Genomic DNA, 16,791 nt, shown 5'->3' with positions numbered 1-16,791 from the left:
CGCCCGCCGCCCGACCGAGGGGGAGGTACCACCATGTCCACACTGCGGGTGACCGCCGAGCGGCTCACCATCCTGGAGCACCCGAACGCCGACGCCCTGGAGCTGGCGCAGGTCGGCCTCTACCGGGCGGTCGTCGCCAAGGGCGCCTACCGGACGGGCGAGCTGGCCCTGTACATCCCCGAGCAGGCCGTCCTGCCCGCCGGGCTGATCGAGGAGCTGGGGCTGACCGGCCGGCTGGCCGGGGCACGGGCCAACCGGGTCCGCGCGGTGCGGCTGCGCGGCGAGCTCTCCCAGGGCATCGTCTGCCGGCCCGCCGCGCTGGCCGACGCCGACCTGGCGGCCGCCGCCGAGCAGGGCGAGGACTTCGCCGAGGCACTGGGCATCGTCAAGTGGGTGCCGCCGATCCCGACCGCGCTGAACGGCGACGTCGAGCGCGCGCCGGACCTGCTGCCCTGGGTGGACATCGAGAACCTCAAGCGGTTCCCGGAGGTCTTCGAGCCCGGTGAGCCGGTGGTGCTGACCGAGAAGCTGCACGGAAGCTGCTGCCTGGTCACCTACCACGCCGCCACCGGCGAGGTGCAGGTCTCGTCCAAGGGCATCGGCGCCCAGGGGCTGGCGCTGAAGGAGGACGACCGCAACCTCTACTGGCGCGCCGTACGGGCGCACGGCATCCCGGCCGTGGCGGCCCGGCTGGCGGAGCGGCTCGGGGCCGAGCGGGTGGGCGTGTTCGGCGAGGTGTTCGGTGCGGGCGTGCAGGACCTGACCTACGGCGAGTCCGGCCGCACCGAGTTGCCCGGGTACGCGGCCTTCGACGTCTCGGCGGTGGTGGACGGGCAGCTGCGCTGGCTGGACGCGGCCGACCTGCTGGCCGGGGAGCTGCCGCTGGTGCCCGAGCTGTGGCGCGGTCCGTTCGACCCGGCCACCGTCCTGGAGCTGGCCGAGGGCCGCGAGACGGTCTCCGGCCGGGAGCTGCACCTGCGCGAGGGCGTCGTGGTGCGTCCGGTCGAGGAGCGCTGGAGCCCGCTGCTGGGCGGGCGGGCGATCGCCAAGGTGGTCAGCGGCGCCTACCTGACCCGCAAGGGCGGCACGGAGTACGAGTAGGTCGGCTGCGAAGGGTCGGCCCCGGAGGGGTCGGGGCCGACGGCCGTAGGTGTTTCGCCGGGATCCCGTGGGGCCCGGGGGCCCGCGCCTGCGGGCCTCCCGACGTCCCGGAACGCCCCCTGGGGGGAGGGGACCGCGGTCGGGGATGGGAGGATCGCCTTCCGCCCCCGACGGCGGGCCTCGACCGACGGCTGCCCACCCACCCCGTGGCGGCCGGCTGGGCAACGGGAGAGGCCCGCGCTGCGAACACCCCGGCAGCCTTTCCGGTGGCGCCCTCTCCCCTCCTCCCTCAGGAACGAAGCACCACCATGTCTCGCACCCTCATTTCCGCATGCCCTCTCGCGCCCACAAGAGCCCTCCACACGCCCTCCCGGGCCCTCGCCGCCGTCGGTGTCGGCGGCCTGCTGCTGGCCGGCTGCGCCGCCGACCCCGCTCCGGCGGCCGGTACCGGCGCCGATCTCCGCGGCAGGCTCCCGCAGTCGGTCAAGGCGGCCGGCGTCCTGCGGATCGGCTCGTACCTCAACTACGTGCCGGTCGACTTCAAGGGCCCGGACGGCAGGCCCGCCGGGCTCGACCCGGACCTCGCCGACGCGCTCGCCGGCTACCTCGGCCTGCGGGCCGAGTTCGTCGACATGCCGTTCGAGAAGCTGATCCCGGCCGTCCAGTCGAAGCAGGTCGACCTGGCGATGTCGGCGGTCATCGACACCCGCCAGCGGCAGACCGGCACCGACGACGACGGGCGGCAGGCCGATCCGGGCGTCGACTTCGTCGACTACTTCATGAGCGGCACCTCGATCGTGGTCAAGACCGGCAACCCGGCCGGCATCAACACCCTGGACAGCCTCTGCGGCCACACCGTCGCGGTGCAGCGCGGCACCCTCCAGGACGGGATCATGGCGCGGCAGACGGTGGCCTGCGCCAAGCTGGCCAAGCCCCTCCAGGTGCACGCGCTGACCAACGACGACCAGGCCCTCGCCGAGGTCGGCGGCGGTGTGGCGGTGGCGGGCCTGAACGACTACCCGGTGGCGGTGTACAACACCACCGCGCCCGATCGCGGGGGCAGGTTCCAGCTGACCAGCGGGCACTTCGTGCAGTCCGGTCCGTACGGGATCACGCTGGACCGGGGGAACGCGCAGCTGCGCGACGTCCTGGCCAAGGCCCTCGACCAGCTGATCCGGAACGGGGGTTACGGCAAGGTGCTGGCCAAGTGGAACGTCGGGCCCGGGGCCGTCTCCAGCGCCATCGTCAACGGCGGGCTCTGACCGGACGGGGCCGCCGGGCGGGTGACCTCGCCCCGGCGGCCCCGGCCGTCTCCGGTACGGGCGGCCGTGCGGTGGCGCAGCGTCAGGGCGGTCGGCGGGTCGGCGCGGGTGCGGACCGCCTCGTCGAGTCGGCTCCGGGGGCCTGCCGGCTCGAACACAGGGGACGATTCCATTCGAGCACACGGCCTGCGCGAAGTGGGCCGCTTTTCCCATCTTCGCCTGACCGTTCGGGGCGCTCGGTAGCGTCCGTCGCATCCGAGACCGAAAGCGCACGTGCGGACGGCATATGTCGAGGACGCCGTCCGGCGATCCGCCGCAGACCGCGTGGTCGAGGTGAAGCCCGGGTGCGCAGTGGTCGCCCGGGCCCGACCGGTCCACCGGAGGTCCCATGGGCACCATGCACCACTTCAGTTTCGGCTGGCTGACCCCCGCGCTCTCCTTCGCCGTGGCCTGCGCCGGCGCCGCGCTCGGCCTGCGCTGCACCCTGCGCGCACTCTCCGCCACCGGCCCCTCCCGCCGGAACTGGCTGCTCACCGCCGCCGCCGCGATCGGTTCGGGCATCTGGACCATGCACTTCGTGGCGATGTTCGGCTTCACCGTCGACGGCAGCGAGCTGCGCTACGACGTGCCGCTGACCGTCCTCAGCCTGCTGGTCGCCGTCCTGGTCACCGGGCTCGGCGTGTTCGCGGTGGGCCGCGGGCGCCACCGCGGCCGCGCGCTGCTGCTCGGCGGGCTCACCACCGGCCTCGGCGTCGCGGCCATGCACTACCTGGGCATGGCCGCCGTCCGCCTGCACGGCGGTCTGGAGTACCGGCCGGGCACCGTCGCCCTCTCCGTGCTGATCGCGGTCGGCGCCGCCACCGCCGCCCTCTGGGCCGCCGTCACCATCCGCCACCTGGTCGCCGCGGCCGGCGCCGCCCTGCTGATGGGCATCGCGGTGAGCTGCATGCACTACACCGGCATGGCCGCCGTCCAGGTGCATCTGGAGCCGGCCCGCACCGACCTCGGCGGGGCCTCGCCGATGGAGTTCGTCTTCCCGCTCGTCGTCGGGCTCGGCTCCTTCCTCCTCCTCACCGCCGCCTTCGTCGCCCTCTCCCCGACCACCCAGGAGGGCGCCGCCTACGCGGCGGCGACCGAGTTGACGATCGAGGAGTTCCACCCCGTCGAGCCGGCCGGCCGCGCCGGCTGACGGCCTCCACCACCCGTGCGGGCACCTCCCGGTACCGCCACTCCCACAGGAAGGTCTCCCCATGCGAGCACGCCGCGGACCGTCGCGCACCGCACCGCCGACCGCGTCAGGCGCCCCGCGGGCGTCCGCCCCCGGAACCCCGTCGGCCGACCGCCCCTCGTCCGGAAGAAGGACGCGATGATCGGCACCGTCCGTCCCGCGCGCGGGCCCGACTGGCTGCTGGACGAGCTGGTCTCGCGGATCCCCCAGGTCACGCACGCCGTGATGCTCTCCGGTGACGGCCTGGCCATGGGCGCCTCGACCGGGCTCGGCCGGGAGGACGGCGAGCAGCTGGCCGTGGTCGCCTCCGGCCTGCACAGCCTGGCCAGGGGCACCGGCCGGCACTTCGAGGCGGGCGAGGTCCGCCGGACCATGGTCGAGCTGGACCACGGGTTCCTCTGCGTGGCCGCCGCCGGTGAGAGCAGCTGCCTGGCCGTCCTCACCTCCACCGAGGCCGACCTCGGGCTGATCGCGTACGAGATGGGCCGGCTGGTCCGCCGGTTCGGGGAGCACCTGGACGCGGCGCCGCGCGGCGCGGTCGGCGGGTGAGCCGTCCGCCCGGGGCCCGCGCCGGCCGGTGGCGGGTTCACGGACGGTTCGCGGGCGGGCCCCGGGCGGACCGGGACGGGTCGGCGGCCGGGGGAGCGCCGGGCGGCGACGCACCGGCCTGACGCGGTGTCAGCTGATGCGGGCCGGCGCCACGTACGCTGCAAAAGTGATCACGTACGAGGACCGCAGCCTGAACGCGCTGGCCGAGGAAGGCCGCTGGCCGGAGCTGCTCGGCATCTACCGGCAGGTCAGGGCCGCGGCCTCGGTGCGGGCGGGCGAGGCGGGTGCGGCGGCCGAGACGGCCCCGCTGGGCCACCTGATCGCGCACGGCGCGCCGCCCGAGGTGGCCGTCCGGCTGTTCGACGAGGACGGCGGGCCCGGCACCGCGGCCGGGGTGGGTGACCACGACTCGGGGCCGCTCTGGGAGGTGCTGGCGACCCGTCACTCCTGGCTGCGGCTGGCCCCGCTGCTCGGGCCCGCGCCGGTGCGCCGCCTGGTCGCGCACACCAGGGTGCTGGTCGGGGAGGACCTCTCCTACGGCGCGGAGCCCGATCCGGACGGCGTTCCGCTGGTGCTGGAGTCCTGGGAGGTGGCGGGCTGGGGCGACAGCGGGCGGGTCCGCGACTACCTGCGGTCCGGTGGCTCGCGCAGCTCCCTGCTGGCCCTGCCGGCCACCCGGGAGGGGCTCGGCCCGGTCGACCTGCCGCTGCGGCGGGAGCGCCTCGCCGGGCAGCCGGCGACCCGGGAGTTCGCCGCCCTGGCCGACTGGGCCCAGGTGGCCTGCGTGCGCGGCCCGGCTCCGGCGGCGGCCGCGCAGTTCGCCCCGGCCCGCCGGGTGACCGGCGGGTACGTCCCGTTCGCCGCCGCGTACCCGGTGCTCGTCCAGGCCGGGGCCGGGGTCCGGGCGCACGGGGTGGCGCGGGGCCGGCTGGTGGTCTGGCGGGCCCTGGTGGCGATGACCGGCGCCGGCGGCGCCGACCGTGCCGAGGTGAACGCGCTGGTGGCCCGGCTGCGCTGCTTCACCTGGTGCGATCCGGCGGACGAGCTGCGCTACCTGCACGTCGCCCTGGAGGATCCGGCGACCGGCCTCAGCTGGGCGGTCAGCGGCGACGACGTGGAGTGAGCGCGACCGCCGCCCGGTTCAGCCTGCCGGGCGGCGGTCGCGCACGGCCCCGGCCCGGTGCCGCCCGGGGGTGGGAGGCGGCGACGGGCCGGGGAGTCGCGGGCGGGGCGGCTCAGGCGCTGAGCTGCTCCCGGCCGGGCGCGGCGCCCTGGGTCGGCAGCTGGGCCGCCGGGTCGGGGGCGTGGCTGTCGACGAGGGTCGTCTCGTCGAAGGGCAGCCGGCCGGCCAGCACCTCCCGGGCCCGCCCGTGGTCGATCTCCCCGGTCCAGTGGCCGATCAGGACGGTGGCGACCGCGTTGCCGGCGAAGTTGGTCAGCGCCCGGGCCTCGGACATGAAGCGGTCGATGCCGACGATCAGGCCGACGCCGTCCACCAGCTCGGGCTTGTGCGACTGCAGCCCGCCGGCCAGCGTGGCGAGGCCGGCGCCGGTGACCCCGGCCGCGCCCTTGCTGGCGATCACCATGAAGAGCAGCAGGGAGAGCTGCTGGCCGATCGACATCGGCTTGTCCATGGCCTCGGAGATGAAGATCGAGGCCATCGTCAGGTAGATCGCGGTGCCGTCCAGGTTGAAGCTGTACCCGGTGGGGACGGTGATGCCGACCACCGGGCGGCTGACCCCGAGGTGCTCCATCTTGGCGATCAGCCGGGGCAGCGCGCTCTCCGAGGAGGAGGTGGAGAGGATCAGCAGGAACTCCCGGCCGAGGTAGCGCAGCAGGGCGAACACGTTCACCCCGGCGACCAGGCGCAGCAGCAGGCCGAGCACCACCACGACGAACAGCGCGCAGGTCAGGTAGAAGCCGATCATGATGACGGCGAGGCTCTTCAGGGCGGCCGTGCCGGTGGCCCCGACCACCGCCGCCATCGCGCCGAAGGCGCCGACCGGGGCGGCCCACATGATCATCGACATCACCCGGAAGACCAGCCGCTGGACGTGCTCGACGCCGCGCAGCACCGGCGCTCCGGCCGGGCCCATCGCCTGGAGGGCGAAGCCGGCCAGCAGGGCGACCAGCAGGGTCTGCAGCACCTTGCCCTCGGTGAGGGCGGAGACCATCGTGGTCGGGATGATCCCGAGCAGGAAGTCGGTGGTGTGCTGGGCCTCGCCGGCGGCGGCCTGGGCGTGGGCGGCCTTGCTGAGCGCCTGGGTGAGGTGCAGGCCGGAGCCGGGCTCCAGCAGGTTGCCGACCACCAGGCCGATGCCCAGGGCGACGGTCGACATGGCGAGGAAGTAGCCGAGGGCGAGCCCGCCGACCCGGCCGACCTTGGCCGCCTTGGTGACCGAGCCGATGCCCAGCACGATGGTGCAGAAGATCACCGGGCTGATCATCATCTTGATGAGGTTGACGAAGCCCGTCCCGATCGGCTTCAGCTCGACCGCGAAGCCGGGCGCGAGCAGCCCGACGGCGATGCCCGCGACCACCGCCGCGACCACCGCGAGGTAGAGGTAGTGCGTACGGTCCCGTCGTCTCGCGGGTCCTGCCCCGGTGATCGTCATCTGCGGCTCCTTCGCCCTGCTGTCCTGGCGGCCCCGGGTGGTGGGCCGCTCCGACTATGGGCGCCGCCGTGACGCGGGTCACGTTTGCGTTCATAGAGTTCACACCCGGCCCGGCTCACCGCCCTGTCCGGCCCGCCGTTCGGCAGGGCACACTGGCTGGCATGTCCGAGCGCCCGCCCTCCTCCGCGCGCCGGCGGGTGCGCAGCCTCGCCGGGCAGCTCTTCGTCCTCCAGGTCGTGATCGTCGCGGCCGTGGTGGCCGGCGGCGCCGTCCTGGCGTACCTGTTCACCGCCGGCCGCGCCGAGGACGCGGCCCGCAACCAGGTCGTCGCGGTCGCCCGCGCGATGGCCGACTCGCCGTCCGTCCGCGCCGCCGTCACCGGCCCCGACCCGTCGGCGGTGCTCCAGCCGTACGCGCAGCAGGTGCTGGAGCACGCCGGGGTCTCCTTCGTCACGGTGATGGACACCCACGGCGTGCGCTGGACGCACCCCGACCCGGCCCAGATCGGCCGGCCCTTCCTCGGGCACATCGACCGGGCCCTGGCCGGGCAGACCTCGACCGAGACCTACACCGGCACCCTCGGCCCCTCGGTGCGGGTGGTCACACCGGTGCTGGACGACGGGCACCGGGTGACCGGGCTGGTCAGCGTCGGCATCACGGTCCGGTCCATCAGCGCGGAGCTGCGCGACCCGCTGCTCGCGCTGGCCGGCGTCGCGTTGGCCGCCCTCGCGCTCGGCGGGCTCGGCAGCTACCTGGTCGGCGCCCGGCTGCGCCGGCACACCCACGGCATGGGCGCCGCCGAACTGAGCCACCTGTACGAGTACCACCAGGCCACTCTGCACTCCGTCCGCGAGGGCCTGGTGCTGCTGGACCGCGAGCACCGGGTGGTGCTCTGCAACGACGCCGCCCGCGAACTGCTCGGTCTGGCGGGCGAGGTGGAGGGGCGGCCGGTCGCCGGGCTCGACCTGCCCGAGTCACTGGTCGAGGCCGTCCTCGGGCCCGAGCCCGCCCGGGACGAGGTCCACCTCACCGCCGAGCGGGTGGTGGTGCTCAACACCTCCGCCATCGGCGCCGGCCTCGGCAGCGTGATCACCCTGCGCGACCACACCGAACTCCAGGCGCTGACCGGCGAACTGGACTCGGTGCGCGGGTTCTCCGAGGCGCTCGGCGCGCAGGCGCACGAGGCCGCGAACCGCCTGCACACCGTCGTCTCGCTGATCGAACTCGGCCGCCACGAACAGGCGGTGGAGTTCGCCACCGCCGAACTCGCCCTCGCCCAACGGCTCACCGACCGGGTGGTGGCGGCCGTCGGCGAACCGGTGCTGGCCGCCCTGCTGCTCGGCAAGGCCGCCCAGGCGGCCGAGCGCGGCGTGGAGCTCACCCTCACCGAGGACAGCAGGATCGACGACGGCGTGCTGCCGCCCGGACTGCCCGCCCGCGACCTGGTCACCGTGCTCGGCAACCTGCTCGACAACGCCGTGGACGCCGCCGTCGAGGGCGCCGCCGGCCACGGCGACGCGCCCGAGGTGACCGTCACCGCCCGGGTGGAGGACGGCCGGCTGCTGCTCCGGGTCGCCGACACCGGCTCCGGCATCGACCCGCGCGCCGTCGAGGACGTGTTCCGGCGCGGCTGGACCACCAAGCAGAGCGGCCACGGCCTGGGCCTGGCCCTGGTCGCCCAGGCCGCCCGCCGCAACGGCGGCACCGTCGAGGTCGGCCGCGAGCGGGGCGCCGTGCTCACCGTCCGGCTGCCGCTGCAGCGGACCGGGGAGGCGCTCCGATGACCCGCCCCGCGCCCGGCCCGACCGCCCGCCCCGCGCCCGGCCCGATCGGCGTCCTGGTGGTCGAGGACGACCCGGTGGCCGCCGCCGCGCACGCCCTGCACGTGGACCGCGCACCGGGCTTCCGGGCCGTCGCCACCGTGCACGGCTGCGCGGACGCGCTGCGCGCCCTGGACCGGGCCCGGGAGGCCGGCACACCGGTGGACCTCGTCCTGCTCGACCTCCACCTGCCCGACGGCCACGGTCTCCAGCTCTGCCGCTCCCTGCGGGCCGCCGGGCACCCGGCGGACATCATCGCCGTCACCTCCGCCCGCGAGCTCGCGACCGTGCGGCAGGCCGTCTCGGCCGGCGTCGTGCAGTACCTGCTCAAGCCCTTCGGCCGGGCCGCGCTGCTCGACCGGCTGGAGCGCTACGCCCGCTACCGCGAGACGCTGGGCCGCGCCGGCGAGGCCACCGGCCAGGACGAGGTGGACCACGCCTTCGCCGTGCTGCGCACCGCCGAGCGCAGCACCCTCCCCAAGGGCCTCAGCGCCCCCACCCTGGAGACCGTGGCCGGCGTCCTGCGCGAGGCCGCCACCGGTCTGTCCGCCGCCGCCGCGGGCAGCGCCGCCGGGGTCTCCCGGATCACCGCCCGCCGCTACCTCGAACACCTCGTCGACACCGGCCTCGCCGACCGCGAGCCCCAGTACGGCCAGGTCGGCCGGCCGGAGCTGTGCTACCGCTGGCGCGCGGCCGGCACGCCGTAGCGGCGGCGGCAGCCGCAGCGGCCGGGGCCGCCGGCGGCTCGGTCCCGGCTCAGCCCGCGCGCCGCGCGAGTGCGAGGTAGCGGTCGTCGGCGTCGGTGTACGAGACGAGCCGCCAGCCCGCGCCGGCCAGCAGCGGGCGCAGCCGGGGCTCCGCGCGCAGGTCGTCCGGGGTGAGCTGCCGGCCGTGGCGGGCCGCGAGCGCGGCGCGGCCGATCGGGTGGAAGAGCGCGAGCAGGCCGCCCGGCGCGGTGACCCGGGCGAGTTCGGCCAGGGCGAGCGCCGGCGCGGGCAGGTGCGAGACCAGGCCCGCGGCGAACACCGCGTCGAGCCCGGCGTCCGGCAGCGGGAGGCGGGCGCAGTCGGCGAGCAGCAGGGTGGCGTCCGCGCGGTGGACGGCGGCCTCCCGGAGCATCTCGGGGGTGACGTCGGCGCCGATGACGGTGCCGTCGGGCCCGACGGCGGCCCGCAGCAGGGGCAGTGCCCGGCCGGTGCCGCAGCCGGCGTCGAGCACGGACTGCCCGGGCCGCAGGCCGAGTTCGGCGACGGCGGCGGCGTAGCGCGGGCCGTCGTCGGGGAACTTGGCGTCCCAGCCCGCGGCGCGGGCGCCGAAGAACTCGCGGGTGCGGGCGAGTTCGGCGTCGTGGGCGGCGGATGCGGCGTCCGCGTCGCCGGTGTCCGCGGCGCTGCGGTCGGGCTGCTTCGGCATCTGTGGCTCCCTCGGTGATCGCGGGTCAGCTTAGACCGGTCGGCCCGGCTGACGAATGCCCGGATTCCGGTGCGTGACCTTCCGTGGGCCGACTCGTTGGTCAGTCCGGCGCACTTCACCCGTACGGGTGATCGTGGCCGGTCGGGACGACCGGAACGGCGCCATCCAGTAAAGTTAGGCTTACCTAACTTTATGGGAGTCTGCCTGTGACCGTCACCGTCGAGCCCGCCGAGCCCGCCGCACCCGCGCTCCCCCCGGGGGACGCGGTGCTGCGCCGCCAGCGCATCCGCGAGTCGGCCGCCCGGACGTACGCGCGGCACTTCCCGATCGTGCCGGTGCGCGCGAACGGGATGACCGTCGAGGGTGCCGACGGCCGCCGCTACCTCGACTGCCTCTCCGGTGCGGGCACCCTGGCGCTCGGCCACAACCACCCGGTGGTGCTGGAGGCCATCCGGCGCACCCTCGACAGCGGCGCCCCGCTGCACCTGCTCGACCTCGCCACCGCCGAGAAGGACGACTTCACCGAAGCCCTCTTCGCCAGCCTGCCGCCCGGCTTCGGCGAGCGCTCCCGGGTGCACTTCTGCGGCCCGGCCGGCACCGACGCCGTCGAGGCCGCCCTCAAGCTGATGCAGACCGCCACCGGGCGGCGCGGCGCCCTCGCCTTCACCGGCGCCTTCCACGGCATGACCGCCGGGGCCCTCGCGGTGACCGGCAACGTCGCCGTCAAGGCCCCGCTGCCCGGGGGCGGCGACGTCACCCGCCTGCCGTACCCGTACGACTACCGCTGCCCGTTCGGGGTCGGCGGCGCGGCCGGCGCGGAGCTCGCCGCGACCTTCACCGAGCGGCTGCTCGACGACCCGGCCGGCGGCGTGGTCAGGCCCGCCGCGATGATCCTGGAGGCCGTCCAGGGCGAGGGCGGCGTGGTGCCCGCACCGGACGGCTGGCTGCGCGAGATGCGCCGGATCACCGCCGAACGCGGCATCCCGCTGATCGTCGACGAGGTGCAGACCGGCGTCGGCCGCACCGGCGCCATGTGGGCGGTCGAGCACAGCGGCGTCGTCCCGGACGCGATGGTGCTCTCCAAGGCCATCGGCGGCAGCCTGCCGCTCGCCGTGGTGGTCTACCGCGAGGAGTACGACGGCTGGCAGCCCGGCGCCCACACCGGCACCTTCCGCGGCAACACCCTCGCGATGGCGGCCGGCGCCGCCACCCTGCGCTTCGTCGCCCAGCAGGGGCTGGTGGAGCGCGCGGCCACCACCGGCGCCCGGATGACCGCCCGGCTCGGAGCCCTGCGCGGCGAGCTGCCGGTGATCGGCGACGTCCGCGGCCGGGGCCTGATGATCGGGATCGAGCTGGTCGACCCGGCCGCGGAGCCGGACGCCTGCGGCGCGCAGCCGGCCGCGCCCGAGCTGGCCGTCCGGGTCCGGGAGGCCTGCCTGGCCCGCGGGCTGATCGTCGAGCTCGGCGGGCGCCACGACGCCGTGCTGCGCCTGCTGCCGCCGCTGACCATCACCGACGAGCAGGTCGAGGCGGTGCTCGACCGGCTCGCCGACGCCGTCCGCGCCGCCTCCGCGCCCGGGGCCGGGTCGTGAACACGGTCGGACCGGCCGGGGCGCCCGACCGCGGGCTCCGCCGGGCCTCCGCGGAGCCCGCCCCCGCCCCGGCGGCGCTGTCCGGCGGCGCCGACGGCCCGCGGGCGCTCCGGCCGCTGCTCGACACCGTGCTCGCCGCCCTGGAGGCGGGCGCCGCGCGGCGGGCCGGGCCGGTGCCGGCCGGCACCCCGGAGCGGCTGGCCCGGTTGGTCGACGCCGAGTTCCGGCGGCCGGGGGCCGACGGGGACGCCCTCGCCCGACTCACCGAACTCCTCGCCCACGGCAGCGCCGACCCAGCCGACCCGGCCTGCGCCGCGCACCTGCACTGCCCGCCGCTGGCCGTCGCCGTCGCCGCCGACCTCGCGGTCAGCGCCCTCAACCCCTCCCAGGACTCCTGGGACCAGGCGCCCGCCGCCACCGCCCTGGAAACCGTGCTGATCGCCGAACTCGCCGCCCTGGTCGGCTTCCCGCAGGGCGCCACCGGAGTGCTCACCTCCGGCGGCACCGAGTCCAACCTGATGGGCCTGATGCTGGCCCGCGACCAGATCCTCGACGGGATCGTGGAGGTGGACGGGCTGCCGGCCGGGGTCCGGCCGCTGATCTTCGCCTCGCAGGCCGCCCACTTCTCGGTCCAGCGCGCCGCCGCCCTGCTCGGCCTCGGCGAGCGGGCCGTGGTGCCCGTGCCGGTCGACGCCGGGCTGCGGATGGACCCGGCTGCGCTGGCCCTGGCGATGGCCGAAGCCGTCTGGCAGGGGGCCACCCCGCTCGCCGTGGTCGCCACCGCCGGCACCACCGACACCGGCGCGGTCGACCCGCTGCACCCGGCCGCCGACCTCGCCGCCCGCTACGGCGCCTGGCTGCACGTGGACGCCGCGTACGGGGGCGGCGCACTCCTCTCCGACCGCCTCGCGCCGCTGCTCGACGGCGTCTCCCGGGCCGACTCGGTCTCGCTCGACTGGCACAAGCTGGGCTGGCAGCCCGCCGCCGCCGGGGTCTTCCTGGCCCGGCGGGCCGAGACCTACGTCTCGCTGCTGCGCCGGGCCGCCTACCTCAACCCGGCCGACGACGAGGAGGCGGGTTATCCGAGCCTGCTCGGCCTCTCGCTGCGCACCACCCGCCGGGCCGACGCCTTCAAGCTGGCGGTCACCCTGCGCACGCTCGGCCGGGCCGGTCTCGGCCGGCTGGTGGACGCCTGCCACGAGCTGGCGCTGGCCACCGCGGAGGCCGTCCGCGCGGAGCCCGCGCTCGAACTGCTCTGCCCGCCCGTGCTCACCACGGTGGTCTTCCGCTACCTCCCGGCCGGCGCCGCCGACCCCGCCGAGGCCGACCGGATCAACGCCGAGGTGCGCCGGGTCCTGCTGCGCGAGGGCCGCGCGGTCGTCGGCCGGACCGAACTGCCCGGCGGCGGCCTGGGCCGGGTGCGGCTGAAGCTGACCCTGCTCAACCCGAACACCCGCCCGGAGCAGGCGGGCGAGCTGCTGCGCGCGGTGGTCCGGGCGGGCCGGGAGGCCGAGCGGACCGGCGGCGGGGGCTGAAGGACCGGCCGCCGGGCCGGCTGCCCGACCGGTGATCGACCGTGCCTCCCCGGTCGCGAATCGTTCCCTGAATGAACGTCACGGTGCTTTTCCGGCGGTGACGTTGGAGGAATGTACACTGGTGCGACAGGCCGTCGGATGCGCATGCGGACGCCCCTGAATCAGCCGGGGACAAGTCTCCGTGGACATACCAATACCGGAGTCGTACAGGCCGATTCCGGTCACTCGCCGACGGAATTCCGCCAACCCCCCGACAGGCCTTGCGGACCGCCCGAACAACGGCGGTAACTTCTTGTAGTCGCCGCCACACCAGGAGCACACGGCTCCCCGGGACTAGCGGCACAAGGGGGATCCACCACACGCGCCCGCGTTGTTCCCGGACGCCGTGACCTGTGCACCCGTGCGTGACCCCGCCCCGGCCGCCCCACCGGACGGCCTCCCGCTGCGCGGCCCGCCCGGCCGGCGACCCATCGTGCCCGGCCGCGCGCGCCGACGTCACCCGCGCCCGATCCACCGCCGCAACCGGTGAATTCCGACCTGCCCGGGTGAACCGGGCCCGGGCGGGTTCCGGTGCCGACGGCGGGCATTCCCAGACGGCCCCGACCATGGCTCGGCCATGTTCCGAAACCCCTTTCAGAGCACCGTGATTCATTCCTGCGAGCGCGAAGGCCCCGGCATGAGCGAAACGCTCCTCGGCTCCGCCCCGACCCTGTTCGAGGCGCAGCCCTTCTCCCCCCGTTGCCAGGCGATCTGGCGACGGGGCGACCACCTGCTCATCGGCGTCAGCCCCGGGAACAGCTACTTCGGACACCAGCGGATTCGCGAACTCGTCGGCTGGGCGTCGGAGTTCTTCGACTCCGTCGACATCGTGTACGCGGACCTGCACGTCGAGGCCCAGTACGAGGCGTTCGGCCACCCGCCCGAGCACGCGCTGCGCCGGGCCGCCAAGGAGGTCAAGGCCACCGCCCGCCGGATCCGGCGCGGCGTCGAGGAGGCCGGCCGGCCGGGCGTGGGCGTCCACCCGCTCTCGTCCTTCCTGGACGACCCCGGCTACCGGCGGCTGCACGGCTCCGTTCTGGAGGCGCTGCGCACCGACGAGGTGCTGAGGGAGGCGGCCGAGGGGATGGCCCGGTCCTTCCTGTCGGCGCGGCTGGGCGAGGGGCTGCCGCCGACCGCGGACCAACTGGCCGCCGGCCTGCGGTACATAGCCGCCGAGCTGCCGTTCTTCCTGGACACCCCGGCGTTGCTCTCGGTGCCCTCCTCGGTCAGCTGCTATCACGTCCAACTGCCGCTCACCCCTGTCCTCTTCGGCCGCGAATCCGGCCTGCGGGCGGCCCCCGGGCAGGCGTACGCCGTGGTCCGCCGGGCGGCCGTGCCGGGCTCCGCCCCGCCGGCCGCCGCATGACCCCCTCGGTGGCGGCCCCGCCGCCGTCCCGACCCACCGTCGAAAAACCCTCAGGAGTTCCCGCCATGACCACGAGTGCCCGGCGCGAAGCCGTCTTCCCCCTCTCCAGGCGCGGTGACGTGCTGCCCGAGGAGGCGATCCGGTTGCGCGAGGAGCAGCCGGTCGCGAAGGTCCGCACCATGACCGGCGACGAGGCCTGGCTGGTCAGCAGCCACGCGCTGGCCAGGCAGGTGCTGGAGGACGAGCGCTTCAGCCTCAAGGACACCGCCAACCCGGGCGTGCCCCGGCAGTACGCGCTGACCATCCCGCCGGAGGTGGTCAACAACATGGGCAACATCAACAGCGCGGGCCTGCGCAACGCCGTGATGAAGACCCTCTCGCCGCGCGCGGACCGGCAGTTGGACGGCTGGTTGGAGGCCGAGGCGCACCGGCTGCTCGACACCCTGGTCGCCCACGGCGCGCCGGGCGAGCTGCGGGACGGCTTCACCGAGCCCTACTCGGCGGCCCTGCACTGCCGGCTGCTGGGCATACCGGCCGCGGACTGGCGCCGGCTGATGTCCGGCATCGACCTCGCCTTCGTCACCAGCCCGGCGCCGTTCGAGGGCTCGGCGCCGAACTGGTACAAGGACCTCGGCTACATGACGGCGCAGCTCAACGCCGACCCCGCGCCGACCGAGGGGCTGCTCGGGCGGTTCGCCGAGCTGCGCCGCTCGCCGGACGTCTCGGACCGGGTCGGTGACGAGCTGCTGGCCACGGTGGCGCTCTCGCTGTTCGGCGCGGGTGCGGTGTCCACCTCGGCCTTCCTGCTGCACGCGATCATCGCGCTGGCCGGGCAGCCGGAGCTGGCCGAGCGGCTGCGTGCCGAGCCGGCCGTGATCGGCCGCGCCGTCGACGAGCTGCTCCGGGTCAACCTCTCGATCGGCGACGCGCTGCCGCGGCTGGCGACGGCGGACGTCCGGCTGGGCGAGGTGCTGGTGAAGGCGGGGGAGCTGGTCCTCGTCCTGGTGGAGGGCGCCAACTTCGACCCGGAGGTGTTCCCGCACCCGGAGCGGATCGACTTCGACCGGGAGAGCAACCCGCACCTCTCCTTCGGTGCCGGCCGGCACTTCTGCCCGGCGTCCGCGCTCGGCCGCACCCATGCCGAGATCGCGCTGACGGCGCTGGTGGAGCGGCTGCCGGGGCTGCGGCTGGCGCTGCCGGTGGAGCAGCTCGCCTGGCGCCCGGGGTTCATCAAGCGGCTGCCGGAGCGGCTGCCGGTGATCTGGTAGCCGCCGGCCGGCCCGGGCCGCTCCCGGCCGCTCGGCGGCCCGCGGCGGTCCGGGCCGGGGCCGGCCCCCGGTCCGGGCAGGGGTCAGGCCCGGGTGCCGATCAGCAGCTCGCGGGTCCGCTCCCAGGTGGCGGGGTCGGAGGCGACCAGCAGGCCGTCCTCGCCACCGGGCGGGTCGGGCCGGTAGGTGGAGCCGTCCAGCCGGGCGGAGACCCCGCCGGCCTCGGTGACCAGGAGCGAGCCGGGGGCGTGGTCCCACGGCAGGGTGCGCCAGTAGTAGACGAACTCCTGCTCGCCGTCGACGATCTGGGGGTACTCCACGCCGGCGGCGTGCCGGCCGGGGGTGACCTCGCCGAAGGCGGCGGCGTTGGCCCGCAGCCGGATCCGTTCCGCGGGGTCGACGAACCGGCTCTTGACCGAGCCGCGCCAGTCGCCCGGTCGGTCGGAGGCGGGGGTGCGGGTGAGGCGCTCGCCGTTGCGCCACGCGCCGGCGCCCAGCTCGGCGGCGTACGCGGTCGCGGTCATCGGCTGCCAGATCCAGGCCGCGACGGTCTGCCCGGAACGGACCAGCGAGGCCATCACGGCGAAGTCCGGACGGCCGGCGATGAAGTTGGAGGTGCCGTCCACCGGGTCGACCAGCCAGACGGCGGGCTCGGTGGTGAGGGCGTGGGCCAGCTCCGGGTCGGCGGACACGGCCTCCTCGCCGACCACCGGGACGGGCAGCAGCTCGCGCAGTCGCCGGGCGATGATCACCTCGGCCTCTCGGTCGGCGACGGTGACCACCTCGCCCGGGGCCTTCTCCATCACCTCGCCGGCGGCCAGCGCCCGGAAGCGCGGCAGGACCACCTCGGCGGAGGCCTCCGCGAGGATCTCCGCCACCTTCTCCATCAGCACGTGCCGCTCCCTTCGCTGACACCACTCTCGCACGCCTGTGCCACTCGGACCTGCGGCAGCCCCCTCGCCGGCGCCCGGTGGCGGCCGGTCGTCGGTGGCGACGGTGCGGC

14 protein-coding genes are annotated in these 16,791 nt (G+C 75.7%); 11 read left to right on the top strand and 3 right to left on the bottom strand.

From position 1 onward, the window contains the following. The first annotated feature begins 33 nt into the window (after positions 1-33). The 5 genes from ACFTWP_RS02130 (at position 34) to ACFTWP_RS02110 (ending at position 5,263) form a co-directional block, all read left to right on the top strand. Complete coding sequence (locus ACFTWP_RS02130) at positions 34-1,101, top strand: RNA ligase (ATP) (protein ID WP_380261689.1); 1,068 nt, start codon at positions 34-36, stop codon at positions 1,099-1,101. Positions 1,102-1,409: 308 nt separating this feature from the next. Then, on the top strand, positions 1,410-2,363 hold the full coding sequence (locus ACFTWP_RS02125) for an ABC transporter substrate-binding protein (RefSeq protein ID WP_380261687.1): 954 nt from the start codon (positions 1,410-1,412) through the stop codon (positions 2,361-2,363). A 388-nt stretch (positions 2,364-2,751) separates the two neighbouring features. Then, on the top strand, positions 2,752-3,552 hold the full coding sequence (locus ACFTWP_RS02120) for an MHYT domain-containing protein (RefSeq protein ID WP_380261685.1): 801 nt from the start codon (positions 2,752-2,754) through the stop codon (positions 3,550-3,552). A gap of 177 nt (positions 3,553-3,729) precedes the next feature. After that, positions 3,730-4,140, top strand: a complete 411-nt coding sequence (locus ACFTWP_RS02115) for a roadblock/LC7 domain-containing protein (protein WP_380261683.1) — start codon at positions 3,730-3,732, stop codon at positions 4,138-4,140. Between the two features lie 166 nt (positions 4,141-4,306). Next, positions 4,307-5,263 carry a hypothetical protein gene (locus ACFTWP_RS02110; protein WP_380261681.1) on the top strand — a complete coding sequence of 319 codons (957 nt, stop codon included), beginning with the start codon at positions 4,307-4,309 and terminating at the stop codon, positions 5,261-5,263. A gap of 112 nt (positions 5,264-5,375) precedes the next feature. On the opposite strand, the gene ACFTWP_RS02105 is transcribed toward ACFTWP_RS02110, so the two are convergent. Next, a complete protein-coding gene (locus tag ACFTWP_RS02105; RefSeq protein WP_380261679.1) occupies positions 5,376-6,755 on the bottom strand; it encodes a cation:dicarboxylate symporter family transporter in 1,380 nt (459 codons plus the stop codon). A gap of 161 nt (positions 6,756-6,916) precedes the next feature. Here ACFTWP_RS02105 and ACFTWP_RS02100 point away from each other — a divergent pair, with 161 nt between their 5' ends. Further along, positions 6,917-8,539, top strand: a complete 1,623-nt coding sequence (locus ACFTWP_RS02100) for an ATP-binding protein (RefSeq protein WP_380261677.1) — start codon at positions 6,917-6,919, stop codon at positions 8,537-8,539. Further along, entirely contained in the window at positions 8,536-9,282 is a 747-nt protein-coding gene (locus tag ACFTWP_RS02095) for a response regulator (protein WP_380261675.1), read from the top strand. The genes ACFTWP_RS02100 and ACFTWP_RS02095 overlap by 4 nt, the downstream gene beginning before the upstream one ends. A 49-nt stretch (positions 9,283-9,331) precedes the next feature. On the opposite strand, the gene ACFTWP_RS02090 is transcribed toward ACFTWP_RS02095, so the two are convergent. Beyond that, positions 9,332-9,988: a class I SAM-dependent methyltransferase gene (locus ACFTWP_RS02090; RefSeq protein ID WP_380261673.1), complete on the bottom strand. Its 657-nt coding sequence runs from the start codon at positions 9,986-9,988 to the stop codon at positions 9,332-9,334. Between the two features lie 200 nt (positions 9,989-10,188). On the opposite strand from ACFTWP_RS02090, the gene ACFTWP_RS02085 reads away from it, so the two are divergent. From ACFTWP_RS02085 to ACFTWP_RS02070, 4 genes are all read left to right on the top strand, one after another. Continuing rightward, positions 10,189-11,580, top strand: coding sequence for a diaminobutyrate--2-oxoglutarate transaminase family protein (locus tag ACFTWP_RS02085; RefSeq protein WP_380262122.1), 1,392 nt, complete (start codon positions 10,189-10,191; stop codon positions 11,578-11,580). After that, positions 11,577-13,115 carry a pyridoxal phosphate-dependent decarboxylase family protein gene (locus ACFTWP_RS02080; RefSeq protein WP_380261671.1) on the top strand — a complete coding sequence of 513 codons (1,539 nt, stop codon included), beginning with the start codon at positions 11,577-11,579 and terminating at the stop codon, positions 13,113-13,115. The genes ACFTWP_RS02085 and ACFTWP_RS02080 overlap by 4 nt, the downstream gene beginning before the upstream one ends. A gap of 676 nt (positions 13,116-13,791) precedes the next feature. Further along, entirely contained in the window at positions 13,792-14,520 is a 729-nt protein-coding gene (locus ACFTWP_RS02075; protein WP_380261669.1) for a tRNA-dependent cyclodipeptide synthase, read from the top strand. Positions 14,521-14,585: 65 nt separating this feature from the next. Next, complete coding sequence (locus ACFTWP_RS02070; protein WP_380261667.1) at positions 14,586-15,788, top strand: cytochrome P450; 1,203 nt, start codon at positions 14,586-14,588, stop codon at positions 15,786-15,788. A gap of 83 nt (positions 15,789-15,871) precedes the next feature. Here the strand turns inward: ACFTWP_RS02070 and ACFTWP_RS02065 are convergent, their stop codons facing one another. Beyond that, entirely contained in the window at positions 15,872-16,675 is an 804-nt protein-coding gene (locus tag ACFTWP_RS02065) for an inositol monophosphatase family protein (protein ID WP_380262120.1), read from the bottom strand. Positions 16,676-16,791: the final 116 nt, after the last annotated feature.

Origin of the sequence: Kitasatospora sp. NPDC057015, assembly GCF_042673745.1 — a bacterium.
Taxonomy (GTDB): domain Bacteria; phylum Actinomycetota; class Actinomycetes; order Streptomycetales; family Streptomycetaceae; genus Kitasatospora.
Note: the sequence above shows the minus strand (reverse complement) of the source record. Positions and strands in the feature narration are given on the sequence as shown.